A 23,694-nucleotide genomic window follows, 5' to 3' on the forward strand; every position below is an offset into this window, starting at 1 on the left:
TCGATTTTAATTTAGCATAGTAATTTAATTTACATCCGTTACTATGCGCACTTATTTTTTTGTTAGGAGTGAAAATGGCGACGTTAGCTGGCTTTATAGCTATTTTTATGTGGGGTATGTTAGCAGCGTTAAGTGTTTTTACTAATCGTATTCCACCTTTTCAGTTATTATTTATCTGTTTTTCAATTGCGGCATCGTTAGTCTATTTTAAACGGCTTATATCCCGAGAACCGCTATTAAAGATGCCTTCCATGAATGTAAACCAATGGGCAGTAGGCGTTGTAGGCTTATTTGGTTTTCATATACTTTATTTTCTAGCTCTTCGATTTGCTCCACCAATTCAAGCAACCCTAATAATTTATTTATGGCCTTTAATGTTAGGTGTCATGGTTGCCAGCAAAGGTAATAAACGTTTTGCAATACTAGGCGGTGTCATCGGCTTTGCAGGTACTATTGTAATGATTGCTGGTGGTTTGGAAACAGCTCAAACTAATAGCGAACAAGCCTTAGTCGGTTATCTTTGTGCGGCAGCGTGCGCGGTTATTTGGGCCAATTACTCTTGGTTTTTATCTAAATCGGCAAGTGACGTCGAAGACATATCATGGGTGGCATTAGTAGTGGCGATAATATCACTGGCCTGCCACTTAATATTTGAATCTGGTGTTTGGGACCTTACTACAACTGAACTGGTAATGGTTATTTTGATAGGTATTGGACCGACAGGTGGTGCTTTCTATTTATGGGACATAGGGATGAAAAAAGGTAACCAGTCCTGGATTGCGTCTTTTAGTTTTGGTACGCCGGTTATTGCATCGCTAGCTTTGTTTTTGTTTGGTTTTAGTGATCTAACACTATCCATTGTTATTGCGGCTAGCTTGATTGTTCTTGGTGCCGTAGTAAGTAATAGTTTGAGCAAAAAGCAAGAGCTTGGTTAGGTATAATTAGAAGCAATGATTTGCCTTGTTTAGAAAATTGTTACTTGTCCAAAAGTAAGGAGCAGGCTTTTAATGCTGTGCTCCTTAATACTATTGTAGTCATTACCCTTATATGCGTTTAACCGACAAACCCTTCATCCACTAACAAATCTGAAGACTCAGCTGCGGCCCTGGCTAGGTCATCGACGATTTCATTTTCAGTATGTCCGCTATGGCCTTTTACCCAATGCCAAGCAATCGTGTGATCCTGAACCGCGTTGTCCAATGCTTTCCACAAATCTACATTTTTAACGGGCTGCTTTGATGCTGTTTTCCAGCCGTTACGCTTCCAGTTTTTAATCCACTTTGTTATGCCGTCTTTAACATAGTTACTATCTGTAGTGATATCTATTTTACAAGGCTGGCTTAATGCTTCTAAACCTTTGATAACTGCAAGTAATTCCATGCGGTTGTTGGTCGTGTTTTTATAGCCTTGTTTCAATTCTTTTTTATGGCCATTATAAATTAATAACGCACCGTATCCGCCGGGTCCCGGATTTCCTAGACAAGAACCGTCTGTAAAAAGTTGTACGGATTTCATAAACTCATTGATCCTAATGGGTGATTTTATTTTTAATTACAGAGTATACTCTAAGTATCATTTGCATAGAACATAGTAAACCATGGCTAAACGACAAATTATTTTAGATACAGAAACGACCGGTATCGACCCGAGAGCGGGACACCGAATTATTGAAATCGGTTGTATCGAGATGGTCAATCGCCGATTAACCGGAAATAACTTTCACGTTTATATCGATCCTCAACGTGAAATTGAAGATGAAGCCATAGGTGTCCACGGCATTACTAATGAGTTTCTGAGAGGAAAACCTTTGTTCAGAGATATCGCCGATGAATTTTTTGATTATATTCGAGGCGCAGAGTTAGTTATTCATAATGCACCTTTTGATATTGGGCATATGGATAATGAGTTTGGTATTTTGTGGCAAGACTGGACACAAACTTCAGAATTTTGCGCAGTAGTCGATACCCTTGTAATGGCTCGTGATAAGCACCCAGGCCAAAAAAACAGTTTAGATGCATTATGTAGAAGATATGAAATCGATAACTCTCATCGAATGTTACATGGCGCATTGCTCGACTCCGAGATACTAGCTGATGTCTATTTACGTATGACTGGTGGTCAGGTAGCCATGGATCTCGCACACCAATTAAAAGCTCAGCAGTTTGATGCGAGCGGTACAGTGCAGACTCAAATTAGACACCTAAAGGTAGTACAGGCTACAGACACAGAATTACAAGAACATCAGTCAAGGTTAGACATAATAGAAAAAGAAGGTGGTACACCATTGTGGCGAACGTCTCAACATTAAAAAACACTAGACATAAAGGCTTTACCTTTTCGTCCATTTTCCAAAAAGTGAAAAGTCTTTTTATATTGACTTTTTTGCTGAGCTACACCGTTTCGGCTATGCCAGGTGCTGCGCTACCAAAGGTTGTTAACCCCTTAAAGGCAGAAGCCCAACCAACGCTAGAAATGTTAAAAAACTTCAAAGGGCAAAATCAAATAAAGCTATTAAATAATAGATTTAGAATTGACTATGAAGTTGACGAGCTATTGTTGCTTTTATTTCGAAAACACGGGTCATCACCCGTTGTATTAGTTAGACCGGACGGCTCTAAAATATATGTAACGGCAGCTGAGACAGGCGAGGTAGACTGGCATGCCGATGTTAGTTACGACTTAATCAGGCTAAAAAATCCTATGCCAGGTCCTTGGCAAGCATTAGGTCGAATAGAAGATACCAGTAAAATACTCGTCTTATCAGACGTACAGCTTATTGTTCAATCACTGCCTAAACAAGTTTTTCAAACAGAGCGGATCAAGGCCAAAGCAAATATTACTAATGCTAGTGCCCTTATAAAAGATCCCGCACTTCGCGATGTAGTGCGTTTACGTGCCTATTTATACTCTACTAACGACTCAACCTTAGAAAACTTTGGTGCTGGCATATACACCTTAGGGGAGTTTTTCGATGACGGTCGTGTCTTAGATGAACGTCCAAGAGATGGAGAGTTTACCGTACAATATGACTTTAACTGTGAAGTTGGTCAATGGACGCCGAAATTTAGAGCAAATGCTGAGTTGTTCACTAGGGAATTAGTTCAAGAGGAAATTACGGTTTTACCCTCACCAATTAGCTTTTCTGTGGTCAAGGCCGAAGGCGACGAAAAATATCATTATGTAACCATAGCGGCAGATGAAACTTATCTCGATAATGACTCACTGGTATTTCAAGGAACAATAACTTACCCCAATGGCGATGTTGAAACATTTCATTTAAATGAAAAACAAAGCCGAGAGTTGAGTTTGTTTCAAGCGGATTACGGTCAGTTTGAAGTAAAGACAGATGTGTTTGGTGTAGATAAATCGGGCCGAGAGTTTGTGCTGTCGCCACCATCTTTCACTTTTGCGACTGAAATACCTGATCCTATAGTTGCAGAATCTAGTGGAGCGGGTAGTGAACAGGATAATGCAGTTACCGCAGAAAATATACTAACCGAGACTAACCAGTCTAACGACTCGCTCTCCCAGGAGCCTGTTGAGGAACCAGTGCCTGTTGCGCTAATTGTAATACTTAATTTAGTTATTTTAATTGTTGGCTTCTTATTTATATGGATCTTCGTTCTTAAAAACTCAATCCCAAATCCACTTAAATTAATAAAATTTAAAAAGAAAGCAAAAGATGCGGAAAAAGGCGATAAAGAAAATAAAGAAAAAGTGAGTGAAAAAGCACCAAAACAAGAAGGTTCTGATGATATTTTAGACCTTTCTTTGCCAGATGATTAGAAACTAAGCAAAAGAATCACTTTTTTACAAAAAGGTGTTGACGGTAGTGATTTCAAACTTTAATATTCGCGCCGTTGTTTAGCAAAGCTGACAACAAGTGATAAGCAACGGAGCGGTAGTTCAGTTGGTTAGAATACCGGCCTGTCACGCCGGGGGTCGCGAGTTCGAGTCTCGTCCGTTCCGCCAACATCACTTGTGCAATGCTAAATAAGTAAACTAAGCTGGAGCGGTAGTTCAGTTGGTTAGAATACCGGCCTGTCACGCCGGGGGTCGCGAGTTCGAGTCTCGTCCGTTCCGCCACTTAGTTTACAAAATATTATAGATTGGAGCGGTAGTTCAGTTGGTTAGAATACCGGCCTGTCACGCCGGGGGTCGCGAGTTCGAGTCTCGTCCGTTCCGCCATCTATAATGTCATCAAGGCTGGAGCGGTAGTTCAGTTGGTTAGAATACCGGCCTGTCACGCCGGGGGTCGCGAGTTCGAGTCTCGTCCGTTCCGCCACTTTGATGAAATCGATAAACTTTATTTTATCCCGAATAAAGAACCCATCTCCATATTCAGATAAACCGCACTTCAAATTTTGATATCTATCTATGCAGTAACATTTAATTTATGTTAATTCCTTAAATCCTTAAATCCTTAAATCCTTAAATCCTTAAATGTGACATTTAACTTTTGTTAGCTAAAACCCGTCACTGAACGTATTTTTCTTGTTTCATTACATCAATTTTTTAATTATGTTATACCTATAAAAATAACTAGATTTAATAATAACAAGAGGAAACTGCCATGCGTAAAATCGCATTTAGTACGACCTTGATTGCTTCAGCTATTCTTGCCGGGTGTACGGGCATTGAAGCACAAGATCCGAAAGTAGAAATCGATCCGAATCCATATCCAAGTACCTACCAACCGATGACACAAATGACGACCTTAATTAAAGGCGCAACCGTGTTAACAGGCACAGGTGAATTATTAGAAAACTCAGATGTATTGCTAGTAGACGGCAAAATTTCTGCAGTAGGTGCTGATATAGAGCATGGTAGTGCCACCGTTATCGACGGTAAAGGTAAATGGGTAACACCTGGAATAATTGACGTTCATTCACATTTAGGCGTTTATCCATCGCCAAGTGTTGAATCGCACAGCGATGGTAACGAAGCAACAGCGCCAGTAACTGCTGAAGTTTGGGCAGAACATTCAGTGTGGCCACAAGACCCAGGTTTTGAAGCTGCACGTGCAGGTGGTATCACAACACTTCAATTGTTACCAGGCTCTGCCAATTTAATAGGCGGTCGAGGTGTGACCTTAAAAAATGTTCCTTCACATACTATGCAAGGAATGAAATTCCCAGACGCACCATATGGTTTAAAAATGGCTTGTGGTGAAAACCCGAAGCGTGTTTATGGCAGCAAAAGTATTTCTCCATCAACTCGAATGGGCAACATGGCTGGGTATCGCCAAGCTTGGGCAGATGCCGAAGAGTATAAACGTGCATGGGAAAAGTATGAACGCGACTATCAAGCGGGTAAAAACCCAGAAGCGCCTGCTAGAGACTTAACACTAGATACGCTAAAAGGTGTATTAGACGGTGATATTAAAATTCATAACCATTGCTATAAAGCAGAAGAAATGGCGATGATGATTGATCTTGGTAAAGAGTTTAATTATCACTCGGGCACATTCCATCACGCAATTGAAGCCTACAAAATTGGTGATTTGTTGGCTGAGAACGGCAACTGTGCAGCAATGTGGCCAGATTGGTGGGGTTTCAAGATGGAAGCTTACGACATGATACTAGAGAATGTTGCCGTGGTTGATTCGTTCAAAAACTCCTGTGCAATTGTTCACTCCGATTCAGGAACAAGTATTCAGCGTCTTAACCAAGAAGCAGCAAAAGTAATGTATCGAGCCAATGAAAATGGTTTTGAGCTTACCGAAGCCGATGCTATTAAGTGGATAACTTACAACGCGGCGAAATCACTTGGTATCGAAAACAAAACCGGCTCTTTAGAAAAAGGCAAGGCGGGCGATGTTGTCATTTGGAATCAAAGCCCGTTTAGCTCATATGCAATAGCAGAGCAGGTATTTGTTGATGGCGCAAAAGTATTTGACGCAAACGACGATGCTTACAAAGCGAAGAGCGACTTTTTACTAGGTCAGCAATAAGGAGATAATCATGAAAAAGTTAAAATTATCATTAGTTTTTGCTGCCTTAACTGCAAGCTTTACTACGCTAGCGGACTCAGTAGCAATCACCAATACAACAGTATACACAGGTACAGAACAAGGCGTATTAACTGGCGCAAATGTTGTTATTGAAGACGGAAAAGTTGTTTCAATTAACCCTGCAGAATTGAATGTAGACTCAACCGTTGATGGTCAAGGTCGTATATTAACGGCAGGCTTTATCTCTTCTTTAAATCAGCTAGGTTTGGTTGAAGTAGATGCAGTATCGGCTTCTCGTGATATGTCGGCGAAAAAAGGCGGTATATCATTTGAACCATTTTTAGCCTTCAACCCAAATAGCACCTTAATTCCGTTCTCTCGCAAAGGTGGCATTACTCATAGTGTGATTGCACCTCGCGGCAGTGAAGGGATTTGGGCTGGTCAGGTATTTACAGCTAGCCTTTCAGGTGAGTACGACAGCGTTGTTGATACGAACACGGCAACATTGGCCTATTTTGGCTCTGAACGTCGAGGCTCACGAGCATCTAGCTTAGCAACATTTGAAAAAGAACTTCAAGATCAGCTAGATAAGCTTAAAAAAGCGAAAGAAAAGTCGAAAGACGATGATAAAAAAGACAGCAAAGCTCCAAGTAAAGAAGAGCAAATCTTAACTTCACTGCTAGATGGTTCAAAGCCATTAATTGCTGACGTTGAGCGAGCAACTGACATTCTTCACTTGCTTAAATTAAAAGAGCGCTTTGGTTTAAACCTTGTTTTGTCTGGTGCCAAAGATGCTGTTCGTGTAAAAGATCAAATTGCTGAAGCGGGTGTTCCTGTAATTATGGAAAGTCTATCAAACCTTCCAGGCAGTTTTGATTCATTGAATGCATCGTTAGAAAACGCGGCGGAATTAGAGCGAGCAGGCGTAAAGCTAATACTGACTCAACCTGATACCCATTTAAGCTATAACCTTCGTACAGACGCCGGCGTTGCAATTGCAAATGGCTTATCGCGAGAGGGGGCATTAAATGCGGTAACGAAAAATGTTGCTGATGTGTTTGGGCTTCCTGGCGGTGTTGTTGCTGAAGGCCAACCAGCTAACCTAGTACTGTGGAGCGGCGACCCGTTTGAAATTAGTACAAAAGTTGAAAATATTTGGATTGATGGCGAACAAGTAACAACTGAATCTCGTCAAGACAAATTACGCGATCGTTATACCTCTAAAGAGAAAAAACCACGCGGTTATATAAAGTAAATATTCAAGCATTTACTTATAAATCACAGGTCAGCTAGTCAGCTGGCCTTTTTTTATTCCAAATTTGCATATCGTGTTTGGCTTTTGGTTATATTAATTCTAGCGAATAGCTTTTATATTAGGTTCCTCTAATATAGTATTGTCGACTATAGTATTAGTGACATACAAACGAGAAACCTTTATGAAACCCGTAATATCTTCCTCCATCCAGCTAAGTTTAGATCACGCTAAAAAAATCTATGCGCTAATGTTGGTTTTTGTCATTATCGCGCTTTTCCAAATGCCATCTATTCAAATAGATACTGATCCGGAGAATATGTTACCGGCAGATAACGCTGCAAGAGTTTTTCATAATCAAACGAAAACAGATTTTTTAATGCACGACTCGATAGTTGTTGGCGCGGTAGAAAAAACAGATAACGGGGTATTTAACCCGGCAACGCTTAATGAAATAGCAGCGCTTACAAAAAATATAATGACGTTAGACGGTGTGATATCAAAAGATGTGATGTCGTTATCAGTTGTCGATAATGTCACACAGGAGTTAACACCTTCCGGTGCGAGCGCAATTCGCTTTGAATGGTTAATGAATCAAGCGCCAGATAATATAGAAGCCTCTCAAGCCGTTTTAGAAAAGATAAAGAAACTTCCTTTATTAAATAATACGTTAGCATCAGAAAACGGTAAGGCTGTTGCGATTTATGTGCCGATTGCCGACAAAAATAAAAGCTATGTAATTGCGCAGCAAATTCAACAAAGCATCGACGGTTTTGATACTACGGCTCAGTGGCATATAACTGGACTGCCTGTAGCAGAAGATAGATTCGGCTATGAAATGTTTGTGCAAATGGGTATTTCAGCGCCATTAGCGGGGCTTGCGATATTTATTTTATTGTTTGTATTGTTTAGAAACTTTAAGTTTATTACCGCGGCAATGGTCGTGGCGATGACAACTGTAATTATAACAATGGGTTTGTTAATTGGTATGGGCTTCACGGTGCATATTATGTCATCCATGATTGCAATATTTCTTATGCCAATCGCCGTCGTTGATTCAGTGCACATTATGTCTGAGTTTGCTGATCGCTATAAAGACGGGCAAGACAAAAAAGCAGTAATAAAAACAGTTGTTGAAGAACTATTTAGACCTATGCTTTTCACATCAGTAACGTCAACAGTAGGCTTTTTATCTTTAATGTTAACGCCAATACCGCCGGTACAGGTGTTTGGTGCATTTATTGGCTTTGGTATTATTTTGGCTTTTGTAACCACAATACTGTTTGTACCGGCTTATATAAGTCGTATGTCTACCGAGTCTCTTAAAAAATTACAAGAATCACATCAGCATAGCTTAGAGAACAAGAGTGGTTTGTCAGCCTTTGTACATGCAATTGGTGAAGTTGCGAAAAAGCGTCAGTTCTTACATATCGTCATTTTTGGATTAGTGTTTGTTTGGTCGGTTATTGGTATAGGTAAAATACAAATAAATGATAATCCGGTACGATGGTTTAAAGCGGATCATCCTATTCGAGTTGCAGATAAAGAGTTAAATGAACAATTTGCTGGCACATACGACGCTTATTTTGTACTAGAAGACAATAGTGAACTACCTACCGTTGAGAGCCTATTCAATCAAGCTTCATTGCCTAAGTCTTTAATAGATTGGAGCCAACAGGCATTAGATGACGTTTTAGCGAACGATCGTTCTAACAAAAACAGTAGCGATAAATTAAGCCAATTAGTCTACAAAATTGAAGATAAACTTTTTGAAACAACTAATGATGACGAAGTACGCTTTTTAGAATCTACATTAAAAACAATAGAGTCGGCTCAGCAGTCGGCGAAACGATTTACCTCACCTGAAGTGCTCAAATATATAGAGAACTTACAAACGCATTTATCAACAACCGGTTTGGTGGGTAAATCAAACTCACTTGCGGATATTGTAAAAGTGGTGAATAGAGAGTTGCGTAGCGGAGAGAATAAAGATTATCAGCTACCGAATTCGGCCAATGGTGTTGCACAGACATTAATTCAATATCAATCATCTCATCGTCCAGGCGACCTATGGCACTTTGTAACGCCAGATTATCGAAAAAGCTTAATTTGGTTACAATTAACAAGTGGCGACAATCAGCATATGACAGCAGTGATCGAGTCAATGGATAGCTATATTGCATCTAATCCACTACCAAAAAATATTTCAACGGGATGGGCTGGCAAGGCTTACTTAAATGTAGCGTGGCAAGAGCAGATGGTAACGGGCATGTTAGATAGTTTGATCAGTGCTTTTGTTATTGTCTTTATTATGATGGTTTTATTATTTAGATCAGTTCTTTACGGCGTCTTGGCCATGTTGCCACTAACCATTACTATTTCGTTTATTTACGGCTTAATTGGTTGGATCGGCAAAGATTATGATATGCCAATTGCCGTATTGTCTGCGTTAACATTAGGTCTATCGGTCGATTTTGCTATTCACTTTTTAGAACGCGCCAGAAGCGCTTTAAAAGAAACCGGTTCGATAAAAGATACCATCAATGTAATGTTTGGCGAACCGGCCAATGCAATCACCAAGAATGCTGCGGTAGTGGCATTAGGTTTTACACCATTGTTGTTTGCACCATTAGTACCGTACGTCACTGTAGGCGTGTTTTTGGCTAGCATAATGGCAGTATCAGCTCTGGTTACACTAATATTATTACCCGCTGTACTTACTCTTATTAACCGAGGTAAAGCATGAATAATTTAAAACAACTTTCTCTAACTGTCGCGACTGGTTTATTAGCCATAGGGCTGCAGGCACCGTTTAGCTTTATTACGCAAGCTCAAGAGGCTGATAAACGTACAGATGTAATTAGTGCACAGGAAATTATTAATAAGGCTGAATTAGCCGCTTATTATGCCGGTAATGACGGTAAGACTCAGGCTAGAATGATGATCATTGATGAGCAAGATCGTCGTCAAGTCCGTCAATTTACTATTTTACGTAAAGACGTTGAAGATGGTGGCGATCAAAAAATGCTTGTTTTTTTCTCTCGCCCAGCCGACGTAAGTGGCATGGTTTTTCGTGTCGAGAAACGTAACAAAATATCAGAGGATGATGATCGCTGGTTGTACTTACCTGGTTTAGATTTAGTAAAACGAATTTCAGCTGGGGATAAGCGCACTTCATTTGTGGGTTCTCATTTCTTTTATGAGGATGTGTCAGGACGCTCAACTAAAGCAGATACCTTTGAGCTCATTTCACAAAATGATACTCGATATATATTGAAGGCAACGCCTAAACAGCCAAATGAAGTGGAATTTAATTACTACCAGATCGAAATTGATAAACAGACCTACTTACCTATGCTTATTGATTTTTATGACTCAAACAATAACAAATACCGTAGTGTGGAGACGCTAGAAACAGAAACAATTTCAGGTCACGTTACCGTTACTAAGTCAAAAATCACCGATCTCAAGGCGGGAGGTTACACCTTGATGGAGTTTCGTAATATTAGCTATGACATTGGATTACCAGATAGCATATTTACCGAGCGTAGCTTAAAAACGCCACCTGTCGAATGGTTAAGAAAGTAGAGTGTGAGAAGTTGATATGAAATTTGCGCCGCACGATATTGTTGCTCAAGGTAAGCGTCTGTTTTTACAATTAGGCTTATGCACTGCTTTGTTGCTGACCGCGACTGTCAATGCAACAACAAGTAGCAAAGATGATTGGGGAGACGAGTGGGGCGATGATCCCTGGGCGGAAAAAACGCAATCTAGCTGGTCCAATATAGTGATGTTTGCGGAGTTGGCGTGGGGCACACGTTTAAATAATGATCCTGTTATTAATACCGACTCAACACTTCAGGACATTAGATTGCAAGGGCAAGCCGATTATAAGTTATCAAATTCAGCAATAAAAATGCGAGGTCAGGCTTTTTATGATGGCGTTCAGTCCAAGTGGCGAATGCAAGTTAGAGAGCTTAATTGGCAAGGAAAAATAAGTGAACGCTGGGATATTAAAGCTGGCCAACAAATATTAACCTGGGGCACCGGCGACTATCTATTCCTTAATGATATGTTTGCAAAAGACTGGCAAAGTTTTTTTTCTGGTCGCGATGATGAATATTTAAAAGCGCCACAATTTGCTTTTAAGGCATCAGGCTATTATCAGTTCGCCAATATAGATATTGTTATAACGCCAAAGTTCACTCCAGATCGCTACATCAATGGTGACGTTTTCTCTTTTTATAATCCATTGGCCGCACAAGCAAATGGTGGTGTCAATGTAGCGCCAGGTTTTGATGTGGGTAGTGACAATACGCCAGACAAACCTGAATACGCACTTCGGATAAAAAAACAAGTTGGCGCGACAGAATACGCCTTTTATGGATATAAGGGTTTTGATAAATCCCCCAATAGTATGACGGACGATTTTCAACCTACTTTTACTGCATTAAATGTAGTAGGTGCTAGTGTTATTGCGCCTTTGTTCGATGGCCTAATCAACGTTGAAGTGGCACATCACGATACAGTGGATGATTCAGGGAATAACCCGCTAATTCCAAATAGTCAAAATAAGCTTCTAATCGGCTACCAACAAGAGTTAATTTCGAACTTAACTGGCTCTATTCAGTTTCAATTTGAAAAAAGCTTAGACTTACCAAGCCAGCCCAATTCCGCCACGTCGACGTTACCTGAGAGCGTTAGGACACTGTGGACGGCGCAGCTCTATTATCGCTTGATGCAAGATACTCTTAACTTACAGCTGTTTAACTTTTACTCACCCTCTGATGAAGACGGTTACAGTCGTTTTAAAGTCAATTATCAACCTATTCAAGACTGGACAGTAAGCGCTGGAATAAACAAGTTTTGGGGTAAAAGAGCAGATAGCTTTTTTGGCCAGTTTGAAAATGCATCCAATGCGTATTTTACAATACGCCATTATTTTTAATTTATTAGTAGGAGAAACATTATGTCTTTAGAAAAAGCAGTCGCAGCCTTTGCGGGCTTTATGGTGTTGTTATCTGTAGTACTCACTGTTTACGTTCATGAAAATTTTATGTGGCTTACCGTTTTTGTTGGCGCCAACCTATTTCAACAAAGTTTTACTGGATTTTGTCCAGCGGCTATTGTCATGCAAAAGTTTGGCATTAAGACTGAAAAGCAATTAGCGCAGCAATAGTCATCTTAATTACTAGGGTACGCTAATATTTGTATGCCCTAGTAACTTTCGAACGAGGCCAGTTTAGCCTCGTATAATTTAACTTCGTTTACTTTAATCGGCGATTCTAAAGCTTTTTTTAAGTACTCTTTAGATGCCTTTTTCTTTCCTAATTTAAAATATGTTTTAGCCTGCGCGAGATAAACCTCATCGAGATAAGGCGCTAATAATTCAGCTTTCTGATAATACCTTAAAGCGTTGCTATACTCTTTTTTATCAAACTTAGTATGACCAATATCTAGCCAACGATATGGATTGTCATCATCTATATTTTCCATCTGTTCATTTAATACATTTGCTTTACTAATTTGATTTGTTTTTTCCAAAAGTATCTTGTAGCTATTCAGCAAGTTTAAAGAAGTTATGTTTTGCTCTAGCGCTTTTTCAATTAACATTATGCTCGCATCTGTATCTACTAGTTTGTCTAAAATTAAAGCGTGAGTGTTTATATTCTCGGGTGAATTAGGAAACAATTTCATAGCATTTGAGGAATATTTTAACGCTAAGTCGTATTCCATATTTGCATATGCGTCTGCTGACAAGTTCGCATAGTACATAGACAAAAACTCTTCGCTAGTGATAGTTCTACCAGGCAAATCTAATTGGTTTTTATAGTAGTCAATAATGATATGAGTTTTTCGAAAGTAAACCATGCCTTCTTCTTCAGGCTCTGGGGCTGCGTATATTTTTGTGCGAACATGTTGAGACGTCACTATATTTTTGCCTTGTTTATAATACAGTGGAGCTCCATTTATAATTTGATAGCTAATCTCAAGACCAACTAAGTTAGCAAAAGAGGTTGTTAGCATTGCTAAAGACATACAGTTTCCAGTTCTCTTCGCTAGTGCTTGAGTGGATGGTAGTGTCATATTGTTATAGTCAAAATTATTTATGAATTGATCGAGATAATTAAAAATTCGCTTGTGAGGTTGTACGGACGCGTTATACGAGGCATTATAAAAATCGAGAAATTTTTGCTTTTGCTTGTCACTTAATGTGAGTGCGTGGGCTGTAAACATGCGTTCATAAGGCAATATAGCCCAATCAGTCTCTTTTATTTTTTGTGGTTCAGAGAGCGCTGAAATGATTTCTTTAGGCTTTTGCGCACAGCCAAATAGAGAGATGCTTAAAAAGCATAAAATGAGCTTGTTAACTTTAATTATCATTAGATTACAGTTCCTTCTGAGTTACCATACTGATCTCCAGTATGCATTACTTAAAGGTGTAAGCAAATGAAAAACTACCTTTATAAAAAAGCGACCCTTAGGTCGCTTTAAAGTAATTTAGCCAAATCAGCATGCTTTACAAGGCAATAGCTTGCTTTAACTCAAACTTTCCTTCAAGCAGAGAACGGCCAAGAATGACGCCACTTGGTGAGTCATTGTTTAAACCAGAACCCTTAATATTTGTTAAAGCTAACTCGATATCAGCAAGGCTACTGATTCCACCAGAGGCTTGCCAGCTAATTTGTGGGTATTGTTGAGCTAACGTTTTATATAATGCTTGGTTTGGACCCTGAAGCGTTCCATCTTTACTAATGTCGGTACACAGCACATGTTTTAATCCGACAGATAAAAACTGTTCTACAACCGACTCTAAAGTAACGCCAGAGCTTTCTTGCCAGCCATGTGTCGCAATGTATTTATTGCCTTCACTATCTATATTCACATCAAGCGCTAATACAATGCGCTCGGCACCGTACTTTTCAACCCATGACATAACTAGTTCAGCGTTATTTACCGCAAGAGAGCCAATCACTACTCGAGTCACGCCAATTTCAAACAAGTCGATAATGTCTTGTTCAGTTCGAATACCGCCACCGGCTTGAAATTTCATTACCTCTAAATCAACCATCTGTTTGATCAAGGTTAATTGACGCTTAGTGGTATCTTTCGCACCGGTTAAGTCAACAATGTGCAACCATTCAGCACCATCAGATGCATATTGCTTTACCAGCTCAACTGGGTCGATTTTATATTCTGTTTTTTGTCCATAGTCGCCCTGGTATAAACGGACTACCGAGCCTTCAATTAAATCTATCGCAGGGATAATCATGACGATCCTATTTATAATTCAATAAAGTTTTTTAGTAATTGTTCGCCTGCTTTTCCACTTCGCTCTGGGTGAAATTGCACTCCAAAGAAATTATTATGAAATATAGCAGCTGAAAAAGGGTTCCCATATTCACATTTTGCTAAAGTGTTTGCCGATAAAGGAGCACAAAAGCTATGAACAAAATAGAAAAATGCACCTTGGTCAATATTATTAAATAGCGGATGTGGCTTATCTAACGTCACCTGATTCCAACCCATGTGAGGTAAGACTAATTCACCAACTTCCATACGCTCAATCGTTGTCGGAATTAAACCTAAGCATTTGACCGTATCGGTTTTTGAGGCAACCAAGTGTGAACCCGGTTTTTCGTTTGACGTTTGCGCCATCAACTGCATGCCCAGACAAATACCAAGAACGGGCTGAGTTAAGCCTTGTATGACTTCAATAAGCTGCTTCTGTTCTATGCTTTTCATTGCCGCAAATGCTGAACCAACGCCAGGTAAAAGCACTTTATCAGCGGCTTTTATCACAACTGGATCATCGGAGACAGTTACTGCAACGTTCAGTCGTTCAAATGCACATTGCACCGAGTAAATATTGGCGCAACCTGTATTTACAATAACTAAGTTCATTGTTTTTAGCTCGCTCGCCATTACAACGCCCCTTTTGTCGACGGAAGTACATTACCTTCAACTTTAATGGCCGCACGAAGAGCACGACCAAATACTTTAAATAAACTTTCTACTTGGTGATGTGCATTACCCTTTGTTGTAGAAAGGTGAAGTGTTAGCCCCATAGCCTGACTTAACGAGAAGAAAAAGTGCTCAACCATTTGTGTCGACATATCACCAACTCTAGCGTCGGTAAATTCAGATTTAAAAACTAAAAATGGACGGCCAGAAATGTCTAATGTTGCTTCCGCTTTACATTCGTCCATAGGTAATACAAAACCAAAACGTCCGATACCACGTTTGTCACCTAAAGCTTCTTTTAATGCCTGTCCTAGCGCGAGGGCTGTATCTTCAACAGAATGGTGATCATCTATATGTAAATCGCCATCTGTTGTTAAATCTAAGTAAAAGCCTCCGTGCGACGCTATTTGGTCTAACATGTGGTCAAAAAAGCCGATACCCGTTTGGATGTTAGACTTTTCTGTACTGTCTAAATCAACAAATACCTTAATATCTGTTTCTGAGGTGGTTCTTGTTACCGAAGCCTGGCGGTGATTTTCTTTTTGTTGCGTTAAAAACTTCTCTATTGCTAACCAGTCCATTTTTTCAGGAGAGTACTGAATTCCAACAATGCCCATATTTTCAGCTAGTTGAATATCGGTAATTCGATCGCCAATAACATAAGAGTCAGTAAAATCGACTTTACCTTGTTGAAGGTAATCTTTTACCAAGCCAAGCTTCGGCTTGCGGCAACTACAATCTTCGTGATCAAAGTGTGGACATAATAAAACATCATCAAAGGTGACACCCTGTGATTCGAAAAAGGCCATCATTTGATTATGAGGCGCATCAAAGTCCGCCTGTGGGAATGAATCAGTGCCTAGACCATCTTGGTTAGAAACCATAACCAGGCGATACCCTTTTTGTTGTAATCGTGTCAAAACGGGCACTACAAGAGGCTCAAAGACTAACTTTTCAAGTGAGTCAAGTTGCTTGTCGACAGGTGGCTCCTGTACTAAAGTTCCGTCACGGTCGATGAATAAGATTGATTGTTGCTTGCTCATAATGTTAATCCAGTGTTGATTCTAATTGAGTAAATACATCAATGACCGCATTCATTTCAGCTTCGCTGCCAATAGTGACTCGGATTGTATCATTGAGTAAAAGTTGTTTTGACTGATTTCTCAGTAGTATGTGTTTTTTGATAAAGGTGTTCATAACAAAGTCAGCGCTTAGTTTGCTTAGCTTTATCAATACAAAGTTTGTTTTGGAAGGATATACCGTTTGTGCGAAAGACCATTGCTGGGCTTCCTCTATAAAGGCATCACGCCTATTGTTCAATTCTGTAACACGAGTTTGCATCCAGGCAAGTCCTTTGTTTGACAATGCTTGAGTGGCCATTTGTGCAACTGGAGCAGGAATTGGATAGGGTGCAATAACTTTCTTTAATGCATCAATAATAGAGGCCGACGACAGCGTAAAACCGCAGCGTAAACCCGCTAAAGCAAATGCCTTAGATAAAGTACGTAATATGACTAGGTTAGGGTACTCTGACAGTAAGTCGACAACCGTCGCTTCACTACAAAACTCGATATACGCTTCATCGGCAACCACAATTGATTTCTCTTTGGTGGCGTTTAAAACAGCAATCAAATCATCCTTATCCATAATGTCACCTGTTGGGTTATTTGGTGAGCAAATAAATACGATTTGTGCATTGTTAGCTTGTTCAACAACAGAACTCACGTCTAATTTAAAAGTGACAGTTTGGCCACTATCAACTTCTAATAACGGCACTTTTAAAACGTTTACACCTGCAGTTTCTGCACTTATGGCATACATGCCATACGTTGGCGGACAAATTAAGATATTTTGGCCTGCGCTACAGAAGGTTCTAATTAATAATTCTATCCCTTCATCAGCACCACGAGTAGCTAGAACTTGATCGGTTGAGACCTGGGCATAACTGGCATAGGCATTTATTAATGGCTCAGGTTGAAAGTCTGGATATCTGTTATAAAGACTAGGGTCTGCGCTCACCTCTGGACTATACGGGTTTTCATTGGCATTTAGCCAAATAGTATCAAGGTCGTCACTTCCAGACATACTAAATAAACGCCTAGCAGATTCATAAGGTTTTAGTGACTTAAGCTCTTCACGAATTAAGCTTTCAACTAAATCGTTTGAGCTCATTTCATTTTTCTTTAATTGTGACGTGCTGGTTTTCATTTTTTTGTACCGCTTAGATTCGAATCGCTTACCGGCGAATCGTTTAATGTGTCTAACTTCGCAGTCAATGCATCTAGTCTAAGTCCCACGGCATTTCTATGCGCGTCTAGGCCTTCTGCTGCTGCTAATGTCATAATTGCTGGTCCAATTGCTTGTAAACCGCTAGGCGTAATCTCTTGAACGGTAAACTTACGAGTGAAGTCAGCGAGGTTTAATGAACTTAGTACTTTTGAATAACCATACGTAGGAAGTACATGGTTTGTCCCACTAGCATAGTCGCCCGCACTTTCGGGTGTATAAGCACCTAAAAACACAGAGGCTGCATTATCTAGTTTGCCAAGCCAATCTCTGGCGTTATCAAACTGGACAATTAAGTGTTCGGGAGCATATTGGTTGCTGATCTGTACAGCATTCTCTAGCGAACTTGCCAAAATGAATCGACTATTCGCAAGTGCTTTTTTAGCGATTTCAGCTCGAGGCAAGAGTGTCAATTGAGACTCAATATCCTGTTTGGTTTTTTCAATTAGTATTTGTGAGTCTGATACTAAAATTACTTGAGAATCTGGGCCGTGTTCTGCTTGAGATAGTAAATCAGCGGCAACGAATGCTGAATTGGCGTTCGCATCAGCTAGTACTAGCACTTCTGAAGGTCCCGCTGGCATATCAATAGCGGCACCTGCAGGATCTTGAGCGACAAGTTGCTTTGCTTCGGTAACAAAGCTATTACCAGGTCCGAATATTTTATCTACAGCAGCAATAGAGTTTGTTCCATAGGCCATTGCTGCAACGGCTTGAGCACCACCAGTTCGGTAAATTTCATTAATTCCGCATAATTTAGCCGCGTAAAGTATCTCAGCGGTTACGCCACCCTTGTTGTTAGCCGAGGTATCCGGCGGTGTACAAAGGACAGTTCGTTTACATCCCGCAATTTGTGCTGGCACACCTAACATTAGTACGGTTGATGGCAATGGCGCACTGCCACCTGGTATATATAAACCCACAGAGCTAATTGCTTGGGTGATTAGCTCACAAACAACACCTGGGCTCGTTTCAACTTTTACATTAGGCTGAACTTGCGCCTCATGGAATCGTTTTATTTGGCCGTATGCTAATTCTATCGCTGCTTTTTGTTCAGCACCAAGTGTAGCGATAATAGCGTCGGCTTGCTCTTGCGGGAGTGCTACCGAGTCTAATGTTAAGCCATCAAATTTCGCAGTTAACTCTAATAAAGCCTCATCACCTTTATCCTTAACTAACTGGATAATATCGGCAACCTTACTAGTTAAATCAGCTCGGTTTGCGATAGCTGGTCTAGCCAATGCGTCTTTTTGCTCGTCTAATGTCAGATCTTGCCACGTAATCATGTCGAAATTTACCTTTAGTAACTAACTTATTAGCCCATCATTTTTTCAATTGGCATTACCAATATCGACGTACAACCTAATGCTTTTAATTGCTCCATCGTTTCCCAAAATAGGTTTTCTGGACTCACTACGTGAATAGCGGCTTGTTCACTATTTGCAGATAATGGCAATACGGTTGGATCTTCAGCTCCAGGCAATAATTTTTTAACTTCTTCAAGTTTTGCAATTGGTGCGTGCAACATGATGTACTTAGACTCTTTGGCTTGCATTACACCATTAATACGCGGCAGAAGTGTGTCCACTAATGTTTGTTTTTCCGCTGTTAACGAAGCTGACTTCTGTATTAGTACTGCTTTTGAAACAAATATTTCAGTAGCTTCTTCCAAGCCGTTTGCTTCTAAGGTTGCACCCGTTGAAACTAAGTCACAAATAGCTTCCGCAATACCTGCTCGTGGAGCAACTTCTACCGATCCCGTTAGCATAACTGGCTGCGCGTTAATATTGTTCGCAACTAAAAAACGTTTTAATAAATATGGGTATGTAGTTGCAATTTTTGTATTATTTAACGACTCAAGGCCTTGATAATCAAATTCATTTGGTACTGCAATTGATAAACGACAGCCACCATACTCTAAGCGTTTAAGCGTTTTGTATTCAGCCGGTTCATTAGCGGCTTGACGCTCTAACATTTTTTCTTCTAATTCGTTTTCACCAATAAAGCCCAAATCAGCAATGCCATCCATTACCAATCCAGGAATGTCGTCATCACGAACCAACAGCAAGTCGATAGGCAAATTTGTTGAGTGTGCAATTAATAGCCTGTCACGAATCGATAATTTTACGCCAATGGCTTTCAGTAATTTAATTGACTCGTTGCTTAATCGACCTTTTTTTTGTACTGCAATTCTTAATCTATTCTTGTCTGTCATGTTCATTCCTAAATAATATTAATTTTAAATTTCAAAAGGGTAAAACCAAAATATTAAACTCTAAAACGAAAAAACCCCGGAAGATATTATCCTCCAGGGCTCAATGAATTTGTGCTTGGAGGACTTACAATAGCCTCCAGCGAAATTAGCCGAAAACTATTCCGTTGGTACGTGATGATGGAACCAAATTGTATTTACGTTTGACGAGTTCATGTTTCGATTTCTAATTTCGTTAAATTGATGGTGACAAACTAAACGGTATAACGAAAAAAATCAACCCTGCGTTTATAACAAATTGTAAAAAAAGTTAATCTATTTGCATATTGGTCGATAACTGGTTAATAATTAACCACAAGAGCTTGTTGACTGGCAACAAAGCCTTATGTCGTCAATTTAAATATATATGCTTAAAGGAAGAGGGTATAGATTATGGTGGACTTTATTTATAACGTAATTCGTCGCCCAATAGCGAACGATCCTGAACAAAAAGATATTTATCACGTTGATAAAGCGCACAAGGATGCAAAGACAAAAAGGATTGAAGATGATGATCCTAAACAACAAGGTAAACAAGGTTCCTCTTCAGAAGAACAAAGCTCGTCAAAGACTGATGTGGCTGATGCAAAATTAGCCGATTTAGAAAAAGATAAAGAACTCACCCCTCCAAAAAAGGGGCGAGGTAAATATGTCGATGAAAACGGAGTAGAGCATCTCGACTTTTACGCTTAGCCCTACAAATTATTTTATCTAGGCTGCATTCGTATTGCCCCATCCAAGCGGATAGTTTCGCCATTAATATATGCATTTGATGCAATATGAATGACTAAATCAGCAAACTCTTTAGGTAGGCCCATACGTTTAGGGAATTGAATATTTGCCACTAGACTTTCTTGAACATTGTCAGGCATTCCTAACAACATTGGTGTGCCCATTATGCCCGGAGCAACAGCATTAACTCGGATGCCTGTTCGCGCTAAGTCTCTTGCCATTGGTAGGCTCAAAGCAATAATGCCACCTTTACTTGCTGCATACGCTGATTGGCCCATTTGACCTTCATACCCAGCAACCGACGCCGTATTAACAATAACACCACGCTCTAACGCTTCGCCAAGCGCTTCATTTTTTGCCATTTGTTCTGCAACTTGAGATGCAACGTTAAACGTACCAATTAAATTAATATTTATGGCAGTCGCAAATTTACTAAGTGGCATCGCTTTTCCTTCGCGATCAAGTACTTTCGCCGCCGGTGCTATGCCCGCGCAGTTCACCAAAATATGAATAGCACCGTAAGCTTCCATTACTTTAGTTATGGCAGACGCAACCGATTCAGGGTTGGTAACGTCAACACTAACAAACATTGCATTGTCCGCTCCAAGCTCATTAACAGCTTGAATACCAGACTCTTCATTTAAATCAAAAATAGCTACTTTAATTCCTTTGTTAACTAAGCCTTCACTAGTTGCGCGGCCTAGGCCAGACGCTCCGCCAGTTACAATTGCAATTTTATTCTCTAATTCCATTATTGATCCTTATATCTCTTTTAATAATTCACGAGCGATAACAATTTTTTGAACTTCGCTTGTGCCTTCATAAATTGTTGTAATTCGAACATCTCTTGCCATGCGTTCAACTGGATATTCACTTATATAACCATATCCACCTAATAACTGAATTGCGTCATAACAAATTTCGTTGGCTTTTTCCGTTGCAAATAGCTTAGCCATAGAAGCCTGTTTTGAGAAAGGTAAACCTTGTTCTTTTAGGTAGGCTGCTTGTAAAAGAAGAAGTTTAGCCGCTTCTAATTCAGTGTAACGGTCGGCTAACTTCCACTGTAAACCTTGGAATTTGATCAAGGCCTGACCAAACTGTTCTCGTTCCGCAATGTATGCCCGAGCATAATCCATAGCAGCTTCAGCAATACCTAAAGCTAAAGAACCGATGCCAATTCGACCTCCGGCAAGCTCAGTTACCGCAACTTTAAAACCTTGGTTTTCTGTTCCCATAAGCGCTGAGGCTGGAATTCTGCAGTTTTCAAAACGAACTTCATTGGTCGCAGACGCTTTTTGGCCCATTTTATGTTCAGCGGGCGATATAACTAAGCCTGGAGTACCATTTTCAACTAAGAAGCAAGATATACCTTTTCCTTTAGGTGCAGATTTATCGGTGACTGCCCAAACCACAAACACGCCAGCATATTCAGCGCTAGTTATAAACATTTTAGCGCCATTCAGTATATATTCATCGCCATCTTTTATTGCCGAAGTTTTCATACCTGCTGGATCACTACCGGCCCCTGTTTCAGTTAAACAAAAGCCAGCGGCAGGGTATTCACCTGAACAAATTTTTGGAAGGTACTTTTGCTTTTGTTCTTCATTTCCAACAGCCTGTATTACTTCTGCAACCATATTAGTCACTGAGGTAGTTACGGCCGTGGAGGCGCATCCTTTTGCTAATTCTTTAATTGCCAAGCTGAACGCAATTGTTCCTACTTCGCTTCCACCATAGTCTGCACTGGTATTCAATCCCATAAATCCTAGCTCAGCAAGTTGTTGCAGGTTTTTTAACAGTATTTCTCGGTTGCCAGTTTTGTCGAGTTCTGCAGCATTAGGAGCAAGCTCATTTTCTGCAAACTGTCGCGCAGTATCTTGAATTAATTGTTGTTCTTCAGTTAAAGAAAGATTCATCGTTATGACTCTAGAAAAGTGCACCTAATTAGGCGCTATTGAACTTGCTCGACAATTTGCCAGAAAGCCAAGTTAATGAAAAGTTTAGGAATGAAATAGGTTGAAGCTGTATGTATTGAAAATTTTACTTAGTTATTAAAGTAGATCAAAGAGTCGTCGGTTAGTTAGACGGGCACAAATTAAGAATGCTTAATAAAAAGTATAATGAAATTTTGATATTAAAATTAATTTTCGATAAAAAGAGAGAAAGATAAAGATAAAGATAAAAATATAGAAAGTAATTAGGTTTTTTAAAAACAGAGGCTTTGAAAGTGGTGGGCGGTACTGGGCTCGAACCAGTGACCCTCGCCTTGTAAGGGCGATGCTCTCCCAACTGAGCTAACCGCCCACTTTCAAAGAGTGATTTTAATTGGTGGGCGGTACTGGGCTCGAACCAGTGACCCTCGCCTTGTAAGGGCGATGCTCTCCCAACTGAGCTAACCGCCCAATTAAAATCTGATAAAGTTGAAACCAAAACTTAAGGGTAAAGTAGTGGTGGGCGGTACTGGGCTCGAACCAGTGACCCTCGCCTTGTAAGGGCGATGCTCTCCCAGCTGAGCTAACCGCCCAACTTTATCTCTTAAACAGCTTTGCTGCTCAAGTGGTGCGTATTATAGGGAGGCCATAAAAAGAGTCAACACTATTTTTAAAAAAGAATTCCGTTCGAACATTTCTTAAACAAACTGCTCAAAAAAAACAAATTCAGAATAAATAACAGTCAAATTTAAAATGAATATATGTAATTTTTAGACTCAAGAGGTATTAATCACATTTATAACTACATGCATTTTGAGAATCACTAATCGTTTTCACTTAAAATACCGCATGCGCTCAATATTATTTCCCACTCGTGTTTTTTTACTGGTTGAATCGATAATCGGCCCTGTTTAACTAGCGTCATATCACTAAGTTCTTTAGTTGCTTTAATAGTGGTTAATGTTAAAAACTTTTTAGCGTGTGCATTGTATTGAATATCTATACTAAACCAGCGCGGATTATCCGGTGATGATTGTGCATCATAATATTTGCTCAAAGAATCAAACTGTAAAGGATCAGGGTAGGGCTCAGACACAACGATAGCGGAACCCGCGACACCCACGTTTTTACAACTAGAGTGGTAAAACAAAACACCATCACCTACTTTTATTTCGTCGCGCAATAAATTTCTAGCTTGATAATTACGTATACCGTCCCATCGTCCCGTACTATTCTTCTCCGCTTTTAAGCTATCGATGCTATATTCATCGGGTTCTGATTTAAATAACCAATATTGCATTTTAAGTCCCTCACGTTTTTCTAT

21 protein-coding genes and 7 tRNA genes are annotated in these 23,694 nt (G+C 39.9%); 14 read left to right on the forward strand and 14 right to left on the reverse strand.

All coding sequences use genetic code 11. The annotated features are described in order from the left end of the window. The first annotated feature begins 74 nt into the window (after nucleotides 1–74). Nucleotides 75–935 (forward strand): DMT family transporter, encoded by an 861-nt coding sequence (locus J9318_RS07225; RefSeq protein ID WP_210559289.1) that lies wholly within the window; start codon nucleotides 75–77, stop codon nucleotides 933–935. A gap of 118 nt (nucleotides 936–1,053) precedes the next feature. On the opposite strand, the gene rnhA is transcribed toward J9318_RS07225, so the two are convergent. Beyond that, a complete protein-coding gene (gene rnhA / locus J9318_RS07230; protein ID WP_210559290.1) occupies nucleotides 1,054–1,515 on the reverse strand; it encodes a ribonuclease HI in 462 nt (153 codons plus the stop codon). A gap of 82 nt (nucleotides 1,516–1,597) precedes the next feature. On the opposite strand from rnhA, the gene dnaQ reads away from it, so the two are divergent. From dnaQ to J9318_RS07290, 12 genes are all read left to right on the forward strand, one after another. Continuing rightward, nucleotides 1,598–2,308 (forward strand): DNA polymerase III subunit epsilon, encoded by a 711-nt coding sequence (gene dnaQ, locus J9318_RS07235; RefSeq protein ID WP_210559291.1) that lies wholly within the window; start codon nucleotides 1,598–1,600, stop codon nucleotides 2,306–2,308. Nucleotides 2,309–2,373: 65 nt separating this feature from the next. Further along, nucleotides 2,374–3,786: a TIGR03503 family protein gene (locus J9318_RS07240; protein WP_210559292.1), complete on the forward strand. Its 1,413-nt coding sequence runs from the start codon at nucleotides 2,374–2,376 to the stop codon at nucleotides 3,784–3,786. 109 nt (nucleotides 3,787–3,895) lie between these two features. Then, nucleotides 3,896–3,972: transfer RNA gene (locus J9318_RS07245), tRNA-Asp, on the forward strand. Nucleotides 3,973–4,009: 37 nt separating this feature from the next. Then, nucleotides 4,010–4,086: transfer RNA gene (locus J9318_RS07250), tRNA-Asp, on the forward strand. 25 nt (nucleotides 4,087–4,111) lie between these two features. After that, a tRNA-Asp gene (locus tag J9318_RS07255) sits at nucleotides 4,112–4,188 on the forward strand. Between the two features lie 20 nt (nucleotides 4,189–4,208). Then, a tRNA-Asp gene (locus J9318_RS07260) sits at nucleotides 4,209–4,285 on the forward strand. A gap of 288 nt (nucleotides 4,286–4,573) precedes the next feature. After that, the gene (locus J9318_RS07265) at nucleotides 4,574–5,953 is read left to right on the forward strand and encodes an amidohydrolase (RefSeq protein ID WP_210559293.1); all 1,380 of its coding nucleotides are present in this window, start codon (nucleotides 4,574–4,576) and stop codon (nucleotides 5,951–5,953) included. Nucleotides 5,954–5,963: 10 nt separating this feature from the next. Next, a complete protein-coding gene (locus J9318_RS07270) occupies nucleotides 5,964–7,208 on the forward strand; it encodes an amidohydrolase family protein (RefSeq protein WP_210559294.1) in 1,245 nt (414 codons plus the stop codon). Between the two features lie 181 nt (nucleotides 7,209–7,389). Next, on the forward strand, nucleotides 7,390–9,951 hold the full coding sequence (locus J9318_RS07275; RefSeq protein WP_210559295.1) for an efflux RND transporter permease subunit: 2,562 nt from the start codon (nucleotides 7,390–7,392) through the stop codon (nucleotides 9,949–9,951). Then, complete coding sequence (locus J9318_RS07280) at nucleotides 9,948–10,793, forward strand: outer membrane lipoprotein-sorting protein (RefSeq protein WP_210559296.1); 846 nt, start codon at nucleotides 9,948–9,950, stop codon at nucleotides 10,791–10,793. Before J9318_RS07275 ends, J9318_RS07280 begins: the two co-directional genes overlap by 4 nt. A 16-nt stretch (nucleotides 10,794–10,809) precedes the next feature. Then, nucleotides 10,810–12,153 (forward strand): hypothetical protein, encoded by a 1,344-nt coding sequence (locus J9318_RS07285; RefSeq protein ID WP_210559297.1) that lies wholly within the window; start codon nucleotides 10,810–10,812, stop codon nucleotides 12,151–12,153. A 21-nt stretch (nucleotides 12,154–12,174) separates the two neighbouring features. Further along, entirely contained in the window at nucleotides 12,175–12,384 is a 210-nt protein-coding gene (locus J9318_RS07290) for a YgaP family membrane protein (RefSeq protein ID WP_210559298.1), read from the forward strand. Nucleotides 12,385–12,422: 38 nt separating this feature from the next. Here J9318_RS07290 and J9318_RS07295 read toward each other — a convergent pair whose 3' ends face one another. From J9318_RS07295 to hisG, 7 genes are all read right to left on the reverse strand, one after another. Next, nucleotides 12,423–13,589: a tetratricopeptide repeat protein gene (locus tag J9318_RS07295; protein ID WP_210559299.1), complete on the reverse strand. Its 1,167-nt coding sequence runs from the start codon at nucleotides 13,587–13,589 to the stop codon at nucleotides 12,423–12,425. Between the two features lie 136 nt (nucleotides 13,590–13,725). Further along, nucleotides 13,726–14,478, reverse strand: coding sequence for a 1-(5-phosphoribosyl)-5-[(5-phosphoribosylamino)methylideneamino]imidazole-4-carboxamide isomerase (hisA, locus tag J9318_RS07300; protein WP_210559300.1), 753 nt, complete (start codon nucleotides 14,476–14,478; stop codon nucleotides 13,726–13,728). An 11-nt stretch (nucleotides 14,479–14,489) separates the two neighbouring features. Further along, nucleotides 14,490–15,131, reverse strand: a complete 642-nt coding sequence (gene hisH / locus J9318_RS07305; protein WP_210559301.1) for an imidazole glycerol phosphate synthase subunit HisH — start codon at nucleotides 15,129–15,131, stop codon at nucleotides 14,490–14,492. Further along, nucleotides 15,131–16,213, reverse strand: a complete 1,083-nt coding sequence (gene hisB / locus J9318_RS07310; RefSeq protein WP_210559302.1) for a bifunctional histidinol-phosphatase/imidazoleglycerol-phosphate dehydratase HisB — start codon at nucleotides 16,211–16,213, stop codon at nucleotides 15,131–15,133. The genes hisH and hisB overlap by 1 nt, the downstream gene beginning before the upstream one ends. A 4-nt stretch (nucleotides 16,214–16,217) precedes the next feature. Next, complete coding sequence (gene hisC / locus J9318_RS07315; protein WP_244731593.1) at nucleotides 16,218–17,378, reverse strand: histidinol-phosphate transaminase; 1,161 nt, start codon at nucleotides 17,376–17,378, stop codon at nucleotides 16,218–16,220. Next, nucleotides 17,375–18,742: a histidinol dehydrogenase gene (gene hisD, locus J9318_RS07320; protein ID WP_210559303.1), complete on the reverse strand. Its 1,368-nt coding sequence runs from the start codon at nucleotides 18,740–18,742 to the stop codon at nucleotides 17,375–17,377. Before hisD ends, hisC begins: the two co-directional genes overlap by 4 nt. A 29-nt stretch (nucleotides 18,743–18,771) precedes the next feature. Then, nucleotides 18,772–19,671, reverse strand: coding sequence for an ATP phosphoribosyltransferase (gene hisG, locus J9318_RS07325; protein ID WP_210559304.1), 900 nt, complete (start codon nucleotides 19,669–19,671; stop codon nucleotides 18,772–18,774). Nucleotides 19,672–20,100: 429 nt separating this feature from the next. On the opposite strand from hisG, the gene J9318_RS07330 reads away from it, so the two are divergent. After that, nucleotides 20,101–20,400, forward strand: coding sequence for a hypothetical protein (locus J9318_RS07330; RefSeq protein ID WP_210559305.1), 300 nt, complete (start codon nucleotides 20,101–20,103; stop codon nucleotides 20,398–20,400). Nucleotides 20,401–20,414: 14 nt separating this feature from the next. On the opposite strand, the gene J9318_RS07335 is transcribed toward J9318_RS07330, so the two are convergent. The 6 genes from J9318_RS07335 to J9318_RS07360 form a co-directional block, all read right to left on the reverse strand. Beyond that, nucleotides 20,415–21,191 (reverse strand): SDR family NAD(P)-dependent oxidoreductase, encoded by a 777-nt coding sequence (locus J9318_RS07335; RefSeq protein ID WP_210559306.1) that lies wholly within the window; start codon nucleotides 21,189–21,191, stop codon nucleotides 20,415–20,417. A gap of 9 nt (nucleotides 21,192–21,200) precedes the next feature. Continuing rightward, the gene (locus tag J9318_RS07340) at nucleotides 21,201–22,355 is read right to left on the reverse strand and encodes an acyl-CoA dehydrogenase family protein (protein ID WP_210559307.1); all 1,155 of its coding nucleotides are present in this window, start codon (nucleotides 22,353–22,355) and stop codon (nucleotides 21,201–21,203) included. A 312-nt stretch (nucleotides 22,356–22,667) separates the two neighbouring features. Further along, nucleotides 22,668–22,743, reverse strand: a tRNA-Val gene (locus J9318_RS07345). Between the two features lie 22 nt (nucleotides 22,744–22,765). After that, nucleotides 22,766–22,841: transfer RNA gene (locus tag J9318_RS07350), tRNA-Val, on the reverse strand. A 46-nt stretch (nucleotides 22,842–22,887) separates the two neighbouring features. After that, nucleotides 22,888–22,963: transfer RNA gene (locus J9318_RS07355), tRNA-Val, on the reverse strand. Nucleotides 22,964–23,193: 230 nt separating this feature from the next. Beyond that, the gene (locus J9318_RS07360; protein WP_210559308.1) at nucleotides 23,194–23,670 is read right to left on the reverse strand and encodes an EVE domain-containing protein; all 477 of its coding nucleotides are present in this window, start codon (nucleotides 23,668–23,670) and stop codon (nucleotides 23,194–23,196) included. Nucleotides 23,671–23,694 lie beyond the last annotated feature (24 nt).

It is taken from the genome of Psychrosphaera aestuarii (genome assembly GCF_017948405.1).
Classification (GTDB): Bacteria; Pseudomonadota; Gammaproteobacteria; order Enterobacterales; family Alteromonadaceae; genus Psychrosphaera; species Psychrosphaera aestuarii.

Coding starts and splice junctions, on each gene's coding strand:
- J9318_RS07335 (WP_210559306.1), bottom strand. CDS start 21,191: ATGGAATTAGAGAATAAAATTGCAATTGTAACTGGCGGAGCGTCTGGC.
- J9318_RS07295 (WP_210559299.1), bottom strand. CDS start 13,589: ATGATAATTAAAGTTAACAAGCTCATTTTATGCTTTTTAAGCATCTCT.
- hisA (WP_210559300.1), bottom strand. CDS start 14,478: ATGATTATCCCTGCGATAGATTTAATTGAAGGCTCGGTAGTCCGTTTA.
- hisH (WP_210559301.1), bottom strand. CDS start 15,131: ATGGCGAGCGAGCTAAAAACAATGAACTTAGTTATTGTAAATACAGGT.
- hisB (WP_210559302.1), bottom strand. CDS start 16,213: ATGAGCAAGCAACAATCAATCTTATTCATCGACCGTGACGGAACTTTA.
- J9318_RS07330 (WP_210559305.1), top strand. CDS start 20,101: ATGGTGGACTTTATTTATAACGTAATTCGTCGCCCAATAGCGAACGAT.
- hisC (WP_244731593.1), bottom strand. CDS start 17,378: ATGAAAACCAGCACGTCACAATTAAAGAAAAATGAAATGAGCTCAAAC.
- dnaQ (WP_210559291.1), top strand. CDS start 1,598: ATGGCTAAACGACAAATTATTTTAGATACAGAAACGACCGGTATCGAC.
- hisG (WP_210559304.1), bottom strand. CDS start 19,671: ATGACAGACAAGAATAGATTAAGAATTGCAGTACAAAAAAAAGGTCGA.
- J9318_RS07290 (WP_210559298.1), top strand. CDS start 12,175: ATGTCTTTAGAAAAAGCAGTCGCAGCCTTTGCGGGCTTTATGGTGTTG.
- J9318_RS07265 (WP_210559293.1), top strand. CDS start 4,574: ATGCGTAAAATCGCATTTAGTACGACCTTGATTGCTTCAGCTATTCTT.
- J9318_RS07275 (WP_210559295.1), top strand. CDS start 7,390: ATGAAACCCGTAATATCTTCCTCCATCCAGCTAAGTTTAGATCACGCT.
- J9318_RS07270 (WP_210559294.1), top strand. CDS start 5,964: ATGAAAAAGTTAAAATTATCATTAGTTTTTGCTGCCTTAACTGCAAGC.
- hisD (WP_210559303.1), bottom strand. CDS start 18,742: ATGATTACGTGGCAAGATCTGACATTAGACGAGCAAAAAGACGCATTG.
- J9318_RS07280 (WP_210559296.1), top strand. CDS start 9,948: ATGAATAATTTAAAACAACTTTCTCTAACTGTCGCGACTGGTTTATTA.
- J9318_RS07225 (WP_210559289.1), top strand. CDS start 75: ATGGCGACGTTAGCTGGCTTTATAGCTATTTTTATGTGGGGTATGTTA.
- J9318_RS07285 (WP_210559297.1), top strand. CDS start 10,810: ATGAAATTTGCGCCGCACGATATTGTTGCTCAAGGTAAGCGTCTGTTT.
- J9318_RS07360 (WP_210559308.1), bottom strand. CDS start 23,670: ATGCAATATTGGTTATTTAAATCAGAACCCGATGAATATAGCATCGAT.
- J9318_RS07340 (WP_210559307.1), bottom strand. CDS start 22,355: ATGAATCTTTCTTTAACTGAAGAACAACAATTAATTCAAGATACTGCG.
- rnhA (WP_210559290.1), bottom strand. CDS start 1,515: ATGAAATCCGTACAACTTTTTACAGACGGTTCTTGTCTAGGAAATCCG.